Origin of the sequence: Streptomyces sp. NPDC020192, assembly GCF_044388685.1 — a bacterium.
In the GTDB taxonomy this organism is placed as follows: domain Bacteria; phylum Actinomycetota; class Actinomycetes; order Streptomycetales; family Streptomycetaceae; genus Streptomyces.
This window is the reverse complement of sequence record NZ_JBIRXG010000017.1, coordinates 154791-168673: the sequence shown is the minus strand read 5'-3', so window position 1 is coordinate 168673 and position 13883 is coordinate 154791. Positions and strand designations below refer to the sequence as shown.

Annotated in this window: 14 protein-coding genes; 7 read left to right on the top strand and 7 right to left on the bottom strand. The window is 72.5% G+C overall.

What is annotated here, in order from left to right; genetic code table 11:
* Positions 1-380: 380 nt before the first annotated feature.
* Positions 381-1262 (bottom strand): SIS domain-containing protein, encoded by an 882-nt coding sequence (locus tag ACH47Z_RS29975; RefSeq protein WP_399079110.1) that lies wholly within the window; start codon positions 1260-1262, stop codon positions 381-383.
* Positions 1263-1386: 124 nt separating this feature from the next.
* Here ACH47Z_RS29975 and ACH47Z_RS29970 point away from each other — a divergent pair, with 124 nt between their 5' ends.
* The gene (locus tag ACH47Z_RS29970) at positions 1387-2166 is read left to right on the top strand and encodes a DeoR/GlpR family DNA-binding transcription regulator (protein ID WP_399079108.1); all 780 of its coding nucleotides are present in this window, start codon (positions 1387-1389) and stop codon (positions 2164-2166) included.
* Positions 2167-2345: 179 nt separating this feature from the next.
* Here ACH47Z_RS29970 and ACH47Z_RS29965 read toward each other — a convergent pair whose 3' ends face one another.
* Positions 2346-2741 carry a luciferase family protein gene (locus tag ACH47Z_RS29965; RefSeq protein WP_399079106.1) on the bottom strand — a complete coding sequence of 132 codons (396 nt, stop codon included), beginning with the start codon at positions 2739-2741 and terminating at the stop codon, positions 2346-2348.
* Between the two features lie 342 nt (positions 2742-3083).
* On the opposite strand from ACH47Z_RS29965, the gene ACH47Z_RS29960 reads away from it, so the two are divergent.
* Positions 3084-4253 (top strand): MFS transporter, encoded by a 1170-nt coding sequence (locus ACH47Z_RS29960; RefSeq protein ID WP_399079104.1) that lies wholly within the window; start codon positions 3084-3086, stop codon positions 4251-4253.
* Between the two features lie 49 nt (positions 4254-4302).
* The gene (locus tag ACH47Z_RS29955; RefSeq protein WP_399079102.1) at positions 4303-5055 is read left to right on the top strand and encodes a maleylpyruvate isomerase family mycothiol-dependent enzyme; all 753 of its coding nucleotides are present in this window, start codon (positions 4303-4305) and stop codon (positions 5053-5055) included.
* A gap of 29 nt (positions 5056-5084) precedes the next feature.
* Here the strand turns inward: ACH47Z_RS29955 and ACH47Z_RS29950 are convergent, their stop codons facing one another.
* Complete coding sequence (locus tag ACH47Z_RS29950; protein ID WP_399079100.1) at positions 5085-5483, bottom strand: MarR family winged helix-turn-helix transcriptional regulator; 399 nt, start codon at positions 5481-5483, stop codon at positions 5085-5087.
* 85 nt (positions 5484-5568) lie between these two features.
* On the opposite strand from ACH47Z_RS29950, the gene ACH47Z_RS29945 reads away from it, so the two are divergent.
* Positions 5569-7059 carry an MFS transporter gene (locus ACH47Z_RS29945; protein WP_399079098.1) on the top strand — a complete coding sequence of 497 codons (1491 nt, stop codon included), beginning with the start codon at positions 5569-5571 and terminating at the stop codon, positions 7057-7059.
* A gap of 73 nt (positions 7060-7132) precedes the next feature.
* Here the strand turns inward: ACH47Z_RS29945 and ACH47Z_RS29940 are convergent, their stop codons facing one another.
* From ACH47Z_RS29940 to ACH47Z_RS29930, 3 genes are all read right to left on the bottom strand, one after another.
* Positions 7133-7798 carry a response regulator gene (locus tag ACH47Z_RS29940; protein ID WP_399079096.1) on the bottom strand — a complete coding sequence of 222 codons (666 nt, stop codon included), beginning with the start codon at positions 7796-7798 and terminating at the stop codon, positions 7133-7135.
* On the bottom strand, positions 7795-9033 hold the full coding sequence (locus ACH47Z_RS29935) for a sensor histidine kinase (RefSeq protein WP_399079094.1): 1239 nt from the start codon (positions 9031-9033) through the stop codon (positions 7795-7797). Before ACH47Z_RS29935 ends, ACH47Z_RS29940 begins: the two co-directional genes overlap by 4 nt.
* Positions 9034-9133: 100 nt before the next feature.
* Positions 9134-9820, bottom strand: coding sequence for a TetR/AcrR family transcriptional regulator (locus ACH47Z_RS29930; protein WP_399079091.1), 687 nt, complete (start codon positions 9818-9820; stop codon positions 9134-9136).
* Between the two features lie 127 nt (positions 9821-9947).
* Here ACH47Z_RS29930 and ACH47Z_RS29925 point away from each other — a divergent pair, with 127 nt between their 5' ends.
* The gene (locus ACH47Z_RS29925; RefSeq protein WP_399079089.1) at positions 9948-10397 is read left to right on the top strand and encodes a nitroreductase family deazaflavin-dependent oxidoreductase; all 450 of its coding nucleotides are present in this window, start codon (positions 9948-9950) and stop codon (positions 10395-10397) included.
* On the opposite strand, the gene ACH47Z_RS29920 is transcribed toward ACH47Z_RS29925, so the two are convergent.
* Positions 10381-11628 (bottom strand): geranylgeranyl reductase family protein, encoded by a 1248-nt coding sequence (locus tag ACH47Z_RS29920; protein WP_399079087.1) that lies wholly within the window; start codon positions 11626-11628, stop codon positions 10381-10383. The genes ACH47Z_RS29925 and ACH47Z_RS29920 overlap by 17 nt on opposite strands.
* A 131-nt stretch (positions 11629-11759) precedes the next feature.
* Here ACH47Z_RS29920 and ACH47Z_RS29915 point away from each other — a divergent pair, with 131 nt between their 5' ends.
* Positions 11760-13115, top strand: coding sequence for a dipeptidase (locus tag ACH47Z_RS29915; RefSeq protein WP_399079085.1), 1356 nt, complete (start codon positions 11760-11762; stop codon positions 13113-13115).
* Positions 13116-13177: 62 nt separating this feature from the next.
* Positions 13178-13876: an MBL fold metallo-hydrolase gene (locus tag ACH47Z_RS29910; RefSeq protein WP_399079084.1), complete on the top strand. Its 699-nt coding sequence runs from the start codon at positions 13178-13180 to the stop codon at positions 13874-13876.
* Positions 13877-13883: the final 7 nt, after the last annotated feature.

Below are 13883 nucleotides of genomic sequence, written 5' to 3'. Positions count from 1 at the left end.
CGGCCGAAGGTGGTCGAGTGGTGGCCGAGCTGGGTAGCCAGTGGTTGCCGGAGGGTGGCCAGGGGTCGGCACGGGGATAGCGAGGAGCGGGCGAAGGGCGGCCAGAGGCGGCCGGGCTGTGGCCGGAGGGTGGCCAGGGGGTCGGCAGAGGTGTCGGGCGGGTGGGCGGGGCGGCCGGGCCTCGGGGACCGAAGGCGGCAGGGGTCGGCCGGCGTGGCTGGGGGTGGCCAGGATCGGCAGGGTGTGACTGGGGTCGGCCGGGGGCGGCCGAAGACTGGCCGGTACGGACCGGGGCCGGCCAGGAGTTACCGAAGATTGAACGGGATTGGCCTGGCCAGGGCTGGCCGGGGTCGGCCAGGGTGGCCGAGAGGCACCGGAACTCAGGGGGCGAGGATCACCGAGCGGGTGAGGTGGCGTGGCCGGTCGGGGTCGAGGCCGCGTGCGGCGGCGACGGCGGTCGCGAGCCGCTGGACGCGGACGAGTTCCGCGAGGGGGTCGAGTCCGCCCTCGATCCACAACCCGCCCGTGGCACCGACCTGTTGGGCAAGACCCTCGGGCGCCTGCCCGAGCATCCAGGTGGCCGTGCCCTCGGTGGTGATGCTGATCGGGCCGTGCCGGTACTCCATCGCCGGGTAGGCCTCGGTCCAGGACAGCGAGGCCTCGCGCATCTTCAGCCCGGCCTCGTTCGCGAGTCCGACGGTCCAGCCGCACCCCAGGAACGTGAACTGGGTGCAGGCGACGAGCTGTTGGGGAAGAGGAGTGGCAAGGGCCGTACGCGCGTCGGCGACGACGGAGTCGCCGTGCAGGCCGAGGTGGGCGCGCAGGAGGGTGACGGCGGTGGTCGCGAACCGGGTCTGCACGACAGAGCGTTCGTCGGCGAAGTCCAGGACGACGAGGTCGTCGGCGGCGGACATGACGGGCGTGGCCGGATCGGCGGTGACGGCTGTGGTACGGGTCCGTCCCCTCAACCTGCCCAGCAGTTCCAGCACTTCGGTGGTCGTACCGGAGCGGGTGAGGGCCACGACCCGGTCGTACGACCGCCCGTACGGGAACTCGGAGGCGGCGAACGCGTCCGTCTCGCCCTGCCCGGCACCCTCCCGCAGGCCGGCCACCGCCTGCGCCATGAAGTACGAGGTCCCGCAGCCCACGACCGCGACCCGCTCCCCGGGCTCCGGCAGCGCGGCCTTGTACCGCTCCGCCCCCTCGGCGGCCCGCGTCCAGCACTCCGGCTGACTGTTCAGCTCGTCCTCGACATGGGTCATGGCCCACACCCTCTCTGGCTGATTGTTCCTGCAAGATATAGCGAGATTTCAAGCACAATCAAGCATCCACGCTCAGAGAACCGTGCGCTAGGGTCACCGGGAACAAGGAGAACGGAGGCTGCGGATGTCCCGGGACGCCCGCTGGAAGGCGCTGCTGGAACTGCTCGTGGAGCGCGGCCGGCTGGAGGTCGAGGAGGCCGCGGCCGAACTGGCGGTGTCGGCGGCGACGATCCGCCGGGACTTCGACCAGCTCGCCGAGCAGCAGATGCTGGTGCGCACCCGGGGCGGAGCGGTGGTGCACGGGGTGTCGTACGAGCTTCCGCTGCGCTACAAGACGGCCCGCCGCGCCTCCGAGAAGCAGCGCATCGCCAAGGCCGTGGCCGACCTGCTGGCGCCGGGCGAGGCGGTGGGGCTGACCGGCGGTACGACCACCACGGAGGTGGCGCGGGCCCTGGCCGTGCGCGGCGATCTGTCCAGCGGTTCACCAGCGTTGACGATCGTCACCAACGCGCTCAACATCGCCAACGAGCTTGCCGTACGGCCCCAGTTCAAGATCGTGGTGACGGGCGGGGTCGCACGCCCGCAGTCGTACGAGCTCATCGGCCCGCTCGCGGACGGGGTGCTCGGACAGATCACGCTGGACGTGGCGGTGCTCGGCGTCGTCGCCCTCGACGTCGTGCACGGTGCGGCGGCGCACGACGAGGCGGAGGCCGCGATCAACCGGCTGCTGTGCGAGCGCGCCGAGCGCGTGGTGGTCGCCGCCGACTCCAGCAAGCTGGGCCAGCGGGCGTTCGCCCGGATCTGCGGGACGGAGCTGGTGAACACCCTCGTGACGGACTCGGCGGTGGCGCCGGAGACGGTACGCCGGTTCGAGGAGGCGGGCGTCCGGGTCCTGACGGCGTGAGGTCCGGCCCGGCCCGGTGGTGTCGGGCGTGCACAGGTCCCGCGCGCCCGGCCGGGGTGCACGGGAGGAGCCGCGCGCAACACCGGCGTGACACATGACCCACGCGCCGCAGGGACCCCGCACAGAACCCACGTACCACGCCGGTCCGGCACAGAACCCGCGCGCCAGCGCTCGTCGGCTCAGATGCGCCCGAGGTCGACCTTCACAAAGCCCGCGCCCCGCTGGTCGTTGCAGCCGGCCGGCGGTCGGTCGACCGGGTCGGGCCAGGTCTGCTGGGCCTGGAGCGCCACGCTCACCAGGGTCAGCAGCAGGTCGACGTCGCTGGCGGCATCGAGGCGCAGGGTCACCCACTGCGAGCCGGGCACGATCCTGATCGCACCCGAGCCCCTCAGGTCCTTGGCGAAGTGCCGGATAGCCCGGTCGGTCAGCCGTAGATCGACATCCCGGTCCGAGTGGAAGTGGGCGATCTCGCCCTGGACCGAACTCACCGCCTGCCCCAGGCCGCAGCTCGGGACCGCCTGGCCCAGGTCGGGCCAGGTCGCCAGTTGCGCGAGCGCGCGCGAGGCCAACGTCATGGGCCCATCATGGACCGCTCACCCCTCGGCAACCAGCTCGTGAGCAAGCATTAACCGACCTGTATCCGTCCGGGGGCCGCGCACAGAAACGTCCCAACCACCCCGAACGGGACGTGAACCGCGCCGTGTTGACATGGTGGCCGAGGCGAGAGCGGACAAGTCGGCGCGGGTCAAGGGCACATCGTTGACTCCGCGGACATGAGGTGCCGGTCGCCCGGAAGCGGAGGCGACCCGAGCCGCGGACCGAAGCCGCTGCCCAGGAGCGTGCCCTTGCCCCTCCCGTCGGCCCGCCCCTAACCTGAGTTTGTGCCGCAAATAAACAAAACCCGATCGCACAGTGTCGTGCCGGCCAGCAGTAACGACCTCACCCGGCTCCGTATCGCCCTCACCGCCTTCTTCGCCCTGGACGGTTTCATCTTCGCCGGGTGGGTCGTGCGGATCCCCGCCATCAAGGAGCAGACCAACGCCTCCGCCGCCGGTCTCGGGCTGGCGCTTCTCGGTGTCTCCGCCGGTGCCGTGATCACGATGACCCTCACCGGGCGGCTGTGCCGGCGCTACGGCAGCCATCCGGTCACCGTGGTGTGTGCCGTCCTGCTCTCGCTCAGCGTCGCCCTGCCCCCGCTCACCCACTCCGCGCCCGCACTGGGCGCCGTACTGCTGGTCTTCGGCGCCGCCTACGGCGGGATCAACGTGGCCTTCAACAGCGCCGCCGTCGATCTGGTGGCCGCGTTGCGGCGGCCCGTCATGCCGACCTTCCATGCCGCGTTCAGCCTCGGCGGCATGATCGGCGCCGGTCTCGGCGGTCTGGTCGCGGGTGCGCTCTCCCCGACCCGGCATCTCCTCGCCCTCACGGTCGTCGGGCTGCTCGTCACCACCGTCGCCGGGCGCACCCTGCTGCGGCAACGGCCGCCGGAGCCGCGCGCGGCGCGGCGCGCGGAGCCGGAGCGTGACGGCACGCGGCGGACCGGGCGGCGCGGGCTGGTCCTCGTCTTCGGGCTGGTCGCGCTGTGCACCGCCTACGGCGAGGGAGCCATGGCCGACTGGGGTGCGCTCCACCTCCAGCAGGACCTCGCGGCCTCGTCGGGGGTGGCGGCGGCCGGGTACTCGTGTTTCGCGCTGGCCATGACCGTCGGCCGGGCGACCGGGACGACGCTCCTGGAGCGCCTCGGCCGCGCGCGGACCGTGATCGCCGGCGGCACCGTCGCGGCGGCGGGCATGCTGCTCGGCTCCCTCGCGCCCTCCGTGTGGGCGGCACTGATCGGCTTCGCCGTCACCGGGCTCGGGCTCGCCAACCTCTTCCCGGTCGCCGTGGAGCGGGCCGGCGCGTTGACCGGCCCGTCCGGCGTCGCCGTCGCCTCCACACTGGGCTACGGCGGCATGCTCCTCGGGCCGCCCTCGATCGGGTTCATGGCCGAGTGGTTCTCCCTGCCGGCCGCGCTCACCAGCGTGGCCGCGCTGGCCGCCGTCGCCGCGGCCATCGGGGTCACGACACGGCGGACCATGGGCCGCTGACTCGGAAATGCCGGCCTTCGATCGCACTCCATCCGGCAGACTCACCCCCATGGAGACTGCCGACTTCCTTCAGATCCTGGACCGTGAGGGCCGGCTGCTCGCGGCCGCCGCCGACGCCGCGGGGACCGACGCCAAGGTGCCCACCTGCCCGGAGTGGCAGGTGCGCGACCTGCTGCGGCACACCGGCGCGGTGCACCGCTGGGCCGCCGGCACCGTCGCCGACCGGGACACCGAGCGGCGCCCCTTCGGCGATCCGCCGGACCTGGACGGCGCCGAGCTGGTGGACTGGTACCGGGACAGCCACCGCCTGCTGGTCGACACCCTGGCCGCCGCACCCGCCGACCTCGAGTGCTTCACCTTCCTTCCGGAGATCAACCCCTCACCGCTGGCGTTCTGGACCCGCCGGCAGGCGCACGAGACAACCGTCCACCGCTACGACGCGGAGGCGGCACGTGGTGGTACGGCGTCCCCGCTCGCGCCGGACTTCACGCCCGACTTCGCGGTGGACGGCATCGACGAGCTGCTGCGCGGATTCCACGCCCGCTCCCGGAGCCGGCTGCGCACCGAGGAGCCGCGTGTGGTGCGGGTGCGCGCGCTGGACGCGGGGACGGACGCGGTGTGGACCGTACGACTGTCGGCCGAGCCGCCGGTGACCGTCCGGGACGCGGACGGCGAGGCCGATGCCGAACTGTCGGGCCCCACCGAGGAGTTGTACCTGGCACTGTGGAACCGCGGCCCACTGCCGAACGTGACCGGCGATCGCTCGCTGGCCGACCTGTGGCGGGAGAAGGGCGGAATCTGACGCCCAGTCAAGCTCTGCAAGACGCCCGGTCAGTCGGCCTCGGCCAGCATCCGGGCCAGCACCGCGCGCTGCACCGGCCGTACCTCGCCGTGCAGCGCGCGCCCCCTGGCCGTCAGCACCACCTTCACCCCGCGCCGGTCCTCGGCGCACATGACGCGGTCGACGAGGCCGTCCTTCTCCAGGCGGCCGATCAGCCGGGACAGCGCGCTCTGGCTGAGATGGACCCGCTCGGAGATCTCCTGCACACGGTAGGCGGCGCCGCAGTCGGCCGCCGTCCCCTCGGCCAGCAGGTCGAGCACCTCGAAGTCGCTGGCACACAGGCCGTGTCCGTGCAGCGCCCGGTCCAGCTCGCACTGGGTGCGGGCGTGCAGCGCCAGGATGTCCCGCCACTGCTCCACGAGCGCCTGCTCGGGCTTCTTCGCCGCCATGAGCGCACCGTAGCAGAGATCAAGGATTGTTGCACCGTAATTAAATGCGTTTGCATCGAATGCATATGCATGTACTCTCGTCGGCATGACCTCTCCGCTCACCCCCTCCGCGGTCCCGTCCCCGACGGTCCGCTGGACTCCCCGGCTGTGGGGCACCCTGCTGGTGCTCTGCGCGGCGATGTTCCTCGACGCCCTGGACGTGTCGATGGTCGGCGTCGCGCTGCCGTCCATCGGCTCGGACCTGCATCTGTCCACGTCGACGCTGCAATGGATCGTCAGCGGCTACATCCTGGGTTACGGAGGCCTGCTCCTGCTCGGCGGACGCACCGCCGATCTGCTCGGCCGGCGCCAGGTGTTCCTCGTGGCGCTCGGCGTCTTCGCGCTCGCCTCGCTGCTCGGCGGACTCGTGGACTCCGGTCCGCTGCTCATCGCGAGCCGCTTCATCAAGGGCCTGAGTGCGGCGTTCACGGCGCCGGCCGGGCTGTCGATCATCACCACGACGTTCCCGGAGGGCCCGCTGCGCAACCGGGCCCTGTCCATCTACACCACCTGCGCCGCCACCGGCTTCTCCATGGGCCTGGTGCTCTCCGGCCTGCTCACCGAGGCCAGCTGGCGCTTCACCATGCTGCTGCCCGCGCCGATCGCCCTGCTCGCGCTGGCCGCGGGCCTCAGGCTGCTGCCGCGCAGCGCCCGCGAGGAGAACCACGACGGCTACGACATCCCGGGCGCCGTCCTCGGCACCGCCTCGATGCTGCTGCTGGTGTACACGGTCGTCCAGGCGCCCGAGGCCGACTGGGCCTCGGCCCGTACGCTGCTGTCGTTCCTCGCCGTCGCGGTGCTGCTGACCGCGTTCGTACTGGTCGAGCGGCGCTCGCCGAGCCCGCTGATCCGGCTGGGCGTGCTGCGCTCGGGCAGCCAGGTCCGTGCCCAGCTCGGCGCGATCGCGTTCTTCGGCAGTTACGTCGGCTTCCAGTTCCTGACGACGCTCTACATGCAGTCCCTGCTCGGCTGGTCGGCACTGCACACGGCGCTCGCCTTCCTACCGGCGGGCGCGCTGGTGGCGGTGTCCTCCACGAAGGTCGGCGCGATCGTCGACCGGTTCGGCACGCCGCGGCTGATCGCGCTCGGCTTCGCCTTCATGGTCCTCGGGTACGCGCTGTTCCTGCGCGTCGACCTGGACCCGGTCTACGCGGCCGTGATCCTGCCGTCCATGCTGCTGATCGGCGCGGCCTGCGCGCTGGTCTTCCCCTCGCTCAACATCCAGGCCACCAACGGGGTCGAGGACCACGAGCAGGGCATGGTCTCCGGTCTGCTCAACACCTCGGTGCAGGTGGGAGGCGCGCTGTTCCTGGCGGTGGTGACGGCCGTGGTCACCGCGGGTGCCCCCGCACACGCCACCCCGCAGGCCGTCCTCGACAGCTACCGCCCCGGCTTCCTCGTCGTGACGGGCATCGCCCTGGCCGGCCTGCTGATCACTCTCCCGGGCCTGCGCAGCCGTCGTAGCCGGCCGTCCGTCGTGGTCGCCAAGTCCACCGTGAAGGAGGCGGAAGCGGAGCGCGTGGCGGTCCGTGACTAGGGGGAAATGCCTCCAGGCGTGCGCCCGGCGGGAGTTGCCTCCGCCGGGCGCACGTCCGTTTCAGGCCGGCGGCTCAGCCCAGCCAGCCCGGTCGTACCAGTCCCGACTCGTAGGCCAGCACGACGAGTTGGGCGCGGTCGCGGGCGCCCAGTTTCACCATCGTGCGGCTCACATGGGTCTTGGCCGTGAGCGGGCTGACCACCAGGCGGCGGGCGATCTCCTCGTTGGACAGGCCGATGCCGACCAGCGCCATGACCTCCCGCTCCCGCTCGGTGAGCCGGGCGAGGGCGTCGGCCGCGGCGGGCTCCTTGGAGCGGGCCGCGAACTCGGCGATGAGGCGGCGCGTGACGCCCGGCGAGAGCAGCGCGGCGCCCTCGACCACCGCCCGTACGGCGCGCACCAGTTCGTCCGGTTCGGTGTCCTTCACCAGGAAGCCGGAGGCGCCGGACCGGATCGCCTCGAAGACGTACTCGTCCAGTTCGAAGGTGGTGAGCATGACCACTCTCACGTCCTGCAGCGCCGCGTCCCCGGTGATGCGCCGGGTCGCGGCGAGGCCGTCGAGCAGGGGCATGCGGATGTCCATCAGGACGACGTCCGGGGCCAGTTCGCGCACCAGACGCAGCGCCTCCTCGCCGTCGGCCGCCTCGCCGGCCACCTCGATGTCCGGCTGCGCGTCCAGCAACGCTCGGAAACCGGCCCGCACGAGGGACTGGTCGTCGGCGAGCAGTACCCGGATCACTGGTCCTCCTTGAGACGCGACGGCAGTACGGCGAGCACCCGGAAGCCGCCGTCGGGGCGCGGGCCCGCCTCGATCGTGCCACCCAGTGCGGCCGCCCGCTCCCGCATCCCGGCCAGCCCGTTCCCACTGCCCCCGGCGTCGGCGCCGGTGGCGGGTCCGTCGTCGTCGATGCGCAGCCGCAGCGCGTCGCCGTCGTGCGCGAACACCACGCGCGCGTGCCGCGATCCGGAGTGCCGTACGACGTTGGTCAGGGCCTCCTGCACGATGCGGAAGGCGGCCAGGTCGGCGCCCGGCGGCAGCGGGGGCTGCTCCCCCTCGACCTCGACGGTCAGCCCGGCCGCCGCGGCCTGTTCCACCAGCTCCGGCAGCCGGTCGAGGCCCGGGGCGGGGGTGCGCGGGGCGGCGCCGGACGCGCGCAGGGTGTCGAGCACCTGGCGCACCTCGCCGAGGGCCTCCTTGCTGGCGGCCTTGATGGTGGTGAGCGCGGCCCGCGCCTGCTCGGGGTCGCTGTCGAGCAGCGCGAGCCCCATGCCCGCCTGGACGTTGATGACGGAGATGCTGTGCGCGAGGACGTCGTGCAGTTCACGGGCGATCCGCAGCCGTTCCTCGTCCGCGCGCCGCCTGGCCGCCTGGGCACGGTCCGCGCGCTCGCGCGCCCACTGTTCGCGGCGCACGCGGGCCAGTTCGGACAGGGCGACGATCGCCAGTACCCAGGTCGCGATGACGATCTCCTGGGTGAGGCCCGCCCTCGTGTCCCCGGCGGGCGGCAGCCAGCGGTAGAGCCAGAGCGCAACCAGGGCGTGCCCGGTCCACAGCAGCCCCATGGACGCCCAGGCGGCCCGCCGGTGCCCGGCGACGACCGCGCTGTAGCAGGCGACGGCGACGACCAGGAAGACCGGCCCGTAGGGATAGCCCGCGGCCAGATAGCCGAGGGTCAGCGTCGCCGTGCCGAACGCCACGGGCACCGGGTAGCGGTGCCGCCACAGCAGCAGGAGCGAGGTGATGAGCAGCAGCACGCGCGCGTAGGGGTCGAGTGGCACGCGGTGCGGCTGGTCGTGCGCGGCGAAGTTGCTGCCGATCAGCACGAACGCGGTGAGCAGCGCGGTGGAGCGCCAGGGCCGGCGGTTGCCGTGCTGCGGCTCGGCCTCGTCCGGGCCGCCGCGCCACGGGGGCCCGTACCGCGACCACGGAGGCCCGTACCGCCACCACTGCCCGGGGGCGCGCTGCTCTTCCATGTCCGCCACGCTAGACGCCGCCGGCGCGGCGGGGCGTCAGCCGGGCGAGGTGATCACTCGTACTCCCCGGGGAGTACGGCACCCGTGCGGACCTGGCCGGCTACCGCAGCCCCACCCCGTGCGCCAGCCCCGTCACCGCGTGCCGGAAGAAGGTCTCCCGGTCCTCCACCACGTTGGTGAACTGACCGAACAGCTCGAAGCCCACGAGCCCGAAGAGCTGCGCCCAGGCGGCCACCATCGCCACGGCCACCTCGGGAGGCAGCTCGGGGGCGAGGTCGGCGGCCATGCGCTCGGCCTCGGGGCGCAGGGAGGCGGGCAGGGGCAGGTCGGCGAGGCCGGGGCCCTCGTGGGCGTCGCGGATGATGCCGATGAGGGCCAGACCGACGCGAGCGGCGGCCCGGATGGTGGTCTGGGGGGCGGAGTAGCCGGGCACGGGCGAGCCGTAGATCAGGGCGTACTCGTGCGGATGCGCGAGCGCCCAGCCGCGCACCGCCTCGCACACGGCCGTCCAGCGGGCCACGGGAGCTGCGCCGTCAGCCGCGTCGCGCGCCCGCTCCGCGGCCTCGCCGAGGGAGTCGTAGGCGTCGATGATCAGAGCGGTCAGCAGCTCGTCACGGCTGGGGAAGTAGCGGTACAGAGCCGACGAGACCATGCCCAGTTCGCGGGCGACGGCCCGCAGCGAGAGCCTGGCCGCGCCTTCCTCGGCCAGCTGTCTGCGGGCCGCTTCCTTGATGGCGGCGGTGACTTCGATCCTGGCCCGTGCGCGGGCGCCCTGTGGGGTGCTCATACCAGCAGTCTGCCACGAGAGAGAGCAGTGCACACAAAAGAGAGCACCGCTCTTGCGTTCACGCACCCGCCTGCTCCACACTGAAGTCGAACGAGAGCACCGCTCTCCCGAACCCGTGGGGGTCACCATGTCTACGCACGTCAAGAAGCCGGGCTGGTTCACCGTCAACGTCTTCAACCGGATGGTGGCCTGGCTCACCCGGCGCGGCGTCAGCGTCTGGGGTTCCCGGGTCCTGGCGGTGCGCGGGCGCAAGAGCGGTGAGTGGCGCACCACTCCTGTGAATCTGCTGACGGTGGACGGGCAGCAGTACCTGCTCGCCCCGCGCGGCCATGTCCAGTGGACCCGCAACATGCGGGCGGTCGGCGGCGGCGAACTGCGGCTCGGGAAGAACGTGGACGTCTTCACCGCCACCGAGGTCGCCGACGACGACAAGGTCCCGCTGCTGCGGGCCTACCTCAAGCGCTGGAAGGCAGAAGTCGGTGTCTTCTTCGACGGCGTCGGCCCCGACTCGCCGGACGAGGACCTCCGCCGTATCGCCCCCGACCACCCCGTCTTCCACATCACGGTTGCGAACTGACCGAATCCTCCGCCGGGACGGCCTGTCCCCGGTCCAGCGCGGTCAGGGCGCGCTGGGCGAGCGGGCGGGAGCGGACCATCTCGCCGAGCGAGCTCTGGCCCTGGGTGATCTCCCGGAACGCCCGCCAGGCAGGGCGGAAGCCGGTGAGGGCCGCGTGGAAGAGGCCGGGACGCTTCTCGAACACGGTCAGCAGCCGCTTGCCGACGCTCATCTCGACGCCGAGCCCGGCCTTGACCGCGAACGCGTAGTTCAGGGCCTGGCGGCGGGTGTCCACCGCGTCGTGCGCCTCGGCGATGCGCACCGCCCACTCCCCCGCGAGCCGGCCCGAGCGCAGCGCGAAGGAGATGCCCTCGCGGGTCCAGGGCTCCAGCAGACCGGCCGCGTCACCGCAGACCAGCACCCGCCCCCGGGACAGCGGCGAGTCGTCGGCGCGGCAGCGGGTCAGATGCCCGGAGGAGACGGCGGGCTCGAAGCCGGACAGGCCGAGCCGGGCGATGAAGTCCTCCAAGTACCGCTTCGTGGCAGCGCCTTCGCCGCGCGCGGAGATCACGCCGACCGTCAGGGTGTCGCCCTTGGGGAACACCCAGCCGTAACTGCCCGGCATCGGGCCCCAGTCGATGAGGACGCGGCCCCTCCAGTCCTCGGCGACCGACTCCGGAACCGGGATCTCCGCCTCCAGACCGAGGTCCACCTGGTCCAGTTTCACCCCGACATGGGCCCCTATGCGGCTCGCGCTGCCGTCGGCGCCGACGACCGCGCGGGCCAGCACCGTCTCGCCGCCCTGCAGGACGACGGCGACCGTACGCCGGTCGGGGACCGCCGAGCCGTGCTGCTCCACGCGCTGCACCGTGACGCCCGTACGCAGCTCGGCGCCCGCCTTCTGGGCGTGCTCGACCAGCTGCTGGTCGAACTCGGCGCGGTTGACCAGGCCGAACAGCATCTGCTTGGCACGGCGGGTGCGGGTGAAGCGGCCGTTGTGGGAGAAAGTGACCGCGTGCACCCGGTCCTGGAAGGGCAGCTCGAAACCCGGAGGCAGCGCGTCGCGCGAGGGGCCGATGATGCCGCCGCCGCAGGTTTTGTAGCGCGGCAACTCGGCCTTCTCCAGCAACAGCACGCGCCGTCCCGCGACCGCGGCCGCGTAGGCGGCCGAGGCCCCCGCGGGTCCCGCACCCACCACGACGACGTCCCACACCCGCTGAACGCCGTCCGCCGAAGAGTTCTCGCCGCTCACGTTGGTCTACCGCTCCGATCCAGCCGCTGCCGTAGTGTCCCTCGCATCCTACGGCGGACGTCGTCGCAGGCCACTGTGGGAGTATCGGGGGACTCACCCTGTTCAACGTCGCACCCACGAGGAGCGTGCCCATGCCGTCGAATCCGGTCGCCGAGACCGTCGCCTCGCTGATGCCCCGGGCGAAGGAGGAACTGACCGAGCTGGTCGCCTTCGCGTCGGTGGCGGACTTCGCGCAGTTCCCGAAGAGCGAGAGCGAGGCCGCCGCGCGCTGGATCACCGACGCCCTCACCGCCGAGGGTTTCGTCGACGTGGCCCTGCTGGACACCCCGGACGGCACGCAGTCCGTCTACGGCTATCTGCCGGGCCCCGAGGGCGCCAAAACGGTTCTCCTCTACGCGCACTACGACGTGCAGCCGCCGCTGGACGAGGCCGGCTGGACCACCCCGCCGTTCGAGCTGACCGAGCGCGACGGCCGCTGGTACGGCCGCGGGAGCGCCGACTGCAAGGGCGGCTTCATCATGCACCTGCTCGCGCTGCGCGCCCTGAAGGCGAACGGCGGCGTGCCGGTGAACGTGAAGGTGATCGTCGAGGGCTCCGAGGAGCAGGGCACCGGCGGCCTGGAGCGGTACGCCGAGCAGCACCCCGAGCTGCTCGAGGCGGACACCATCGTGATCGGCGACGCGGGCAACTTCCGCGTCGGCCTGCCCACGGTGACCACCATCCTGCGCGGTATGACCCTGGTCCGGGTGCAGATCGACACCATCGAGGGCAATCTGCACTCCGGCCAGTTCGGCGGTGCCGCCCCGGACGCGCTGGCCGCGCTGATCCGGGTGCTGGACTCGCTGCGCGCCGCCGACGGCTCGACCACGGTCGACGGTCTCGACGCCTCGGCGACCTGGGACGGCCTGGAGTACACCGAGGAGCAGTTCCGCTCCGACGCCCGGGTGCTCGACGGCGTGGAGCTGACCGGCGGCGGCTCCGTCGCCGACCGGCTGTGGGCCCGCCCGGCGGTCACCGTCCTCGGCATCGACTGCCCGCCGGTCGTCGGCGCGACCCCGTCGGTGCAGGCCAGCGCCCGGGCCCTGATCAGCCTGCGGGTGCCGCCGGGCGTGGACGCCGCCGAGGCGACGAAGCTGCTCCAGGCGCACATCGAGACGCACACCCCGTGGGGCGCCCGGGTCACCACCGAGCAGATCGGCCAGGGCCAGGCGTTCCGCGCGGACACCTCCAGCCCCGCCTACCAGGCGATGGCCGACGCGATGGCCGTGGCCTACCCCGGCGAGACGATGCAGTACGCCGGGCAGGGCGGCTCGATCCCGCTGTGCAACACCCTGGCCGGGCTGTACCCGCGGGCGGAGATCCTGCTGATCGGTCTGAGCGAGCCGGAGGCGCAGATCCACGCGGTCAACGAGAGCGTCTCGCCCGAGGAGCTGGAGCGGCTGTCGGTCGCCGAGGCGCTGTTCCTGCGCAACTACGCGGCGGGCTGACCCTTTCTGCCGTTGGCAGAGTGCCCTCGCCCGCGGGCGGGGGCACTGCCTACGGTCGCCCCATGGACGTCATCGAACTGCTCCCCCGTCTGCATCTGCTGCGTTTCCCGGTGGGCCAGGCCTATCTCTGGCGCGACGACGACGAGTTGACGCTGATCGACGCGGGCGTGCTCGGCGCCGGCCGGACGATCGCCGACGCGATCACGTCACTGGGCCGGGCGCCCGGGGAGGTACGACGGATCGTGCTGACCCATTTCCACGAGGATCACGCGGGCGGGGCGGGCGAGTTCGCGGCGCTGAGCGGTGCCGAGGTGCTGGCGCACCACCTGGACGCCCCGTTCGTGCGCGGTGAACTCCCCGGCCCGCCGCCCCGGTTCGAGGACTGGGAGCTGCCCATCCACGCGGAGGCGGTCAAGCATCTGCCCCAGGGGACGCCGGTTCCGCCGGCGGCCGTCACCGGTGTCTCGGACGGCGACGTACTCGCCTTCGGCGGCGGGGCCCGGGTGATCCACGTCCCCGGACACACGGACGGCAGCATCGCGCTGTTCCTGCCCGCGGAGGGCGTGCTCTTCACCGGCGACACGATCGCGGCCTCCGACGGGACGGTGATCCCGGGGGTGTTCAATCTCGACCGTCCCCAACTCCTCGCCTCCATACGCCGATTGGCGGAGCTGGACGCGGAGGTGGCGTGCTTCGGACACGGCGACGCGGTCGTGGGAGACGCCGCCACGGCTCTGCGCAAGGCGGCATCCATGGCCTGATCATGCA

Excerpts from the sequence above, each read along its gene's own strand:
- ACH47Z_RS29955 (WP_399079102.1), top strand. The coding sequence starts at position 4,303 with ATGGAGACTGCCGACTTCCTTCAGATCCTGGACCGTGAGGGCCGGCTG.
- ACH47Z_RS29930 (WP_399079091.1), bottom strand. The coding sequence starts at position 9,820 with ATGAGCACCCCACAGGGCGCCCGCGCACGGGCCAGGATCGAAGTCACC.
- ACH47Z_RS29965 (WP_399079106.1), bottom strand. The coding sequence starts at position 2,741 with ATGACGTTGGCCTCGCGCGCGCTCGCGCAACTGGCGACCTGGCCCGAC.
- ACH47Z_RS29925 (WP_399079089.1), top strand. The coding sequence starts at position 9,948 with ATGTCTACGCACGTCAAGAAGCCGGGCTGGTTCACCGTCAACGTCTTC.
- ACH47Z_RS29945 (WP_399079098.1), top strand. The coding sequence starts at position 5,569 with ATGACCTCTCCGCTCACCCCCTCCGCGGTCCCGTCCCCGACGGTCCGC.
- ACH47Z_RS29910 (WP_399079084.1), top strand. The coding sequence starts at position 13,178 with ATGGACGTCATCGAACTGCTCCCCCGTCTGCATCTGCTGCGTTTCCCG.
- ACH47Z_RS29975 (WP_399079110.1), bottom strand. The coding sequence starts at position 1,262 with ATGACCCATGTCGAGGACGAGCTGAACAGTCAGCCGGAGTGCTGGACG.
- ACH47Z_RS29970 (WP_399079108.1), top strand. The coding sequence starts at position 1,387 with ATGTCCCGGGACGCCCGCTGGAAGGCGCTGCTGGAACTGCTCGTGGAG.
- ACH47Z_RS29935 (WP_399079094.1), bottom strand. The coding sequence starts at position 9,033 with ATGGAAGAGCAGCGCGCCCCCGGGCAGTGGTGGCGGTACGGGCCTCCG.
- ACH47Z_RS29915 (WP_399079085.1), top strand. The coding sequence starts at position 11,760 with ATGCCGTCGAATCCGGTCGCCGAGACCGTCGCCTCGCTGATGCCCCGG.
- ACH47Z_RS29950 (WP_399079100.1), bottom strand. The coding sequence starts at position 5,483 with ATGGCGGCGAAGAAGCCCGAGCAGGCGCTCGTGGAGCAGTGGCGGGAC.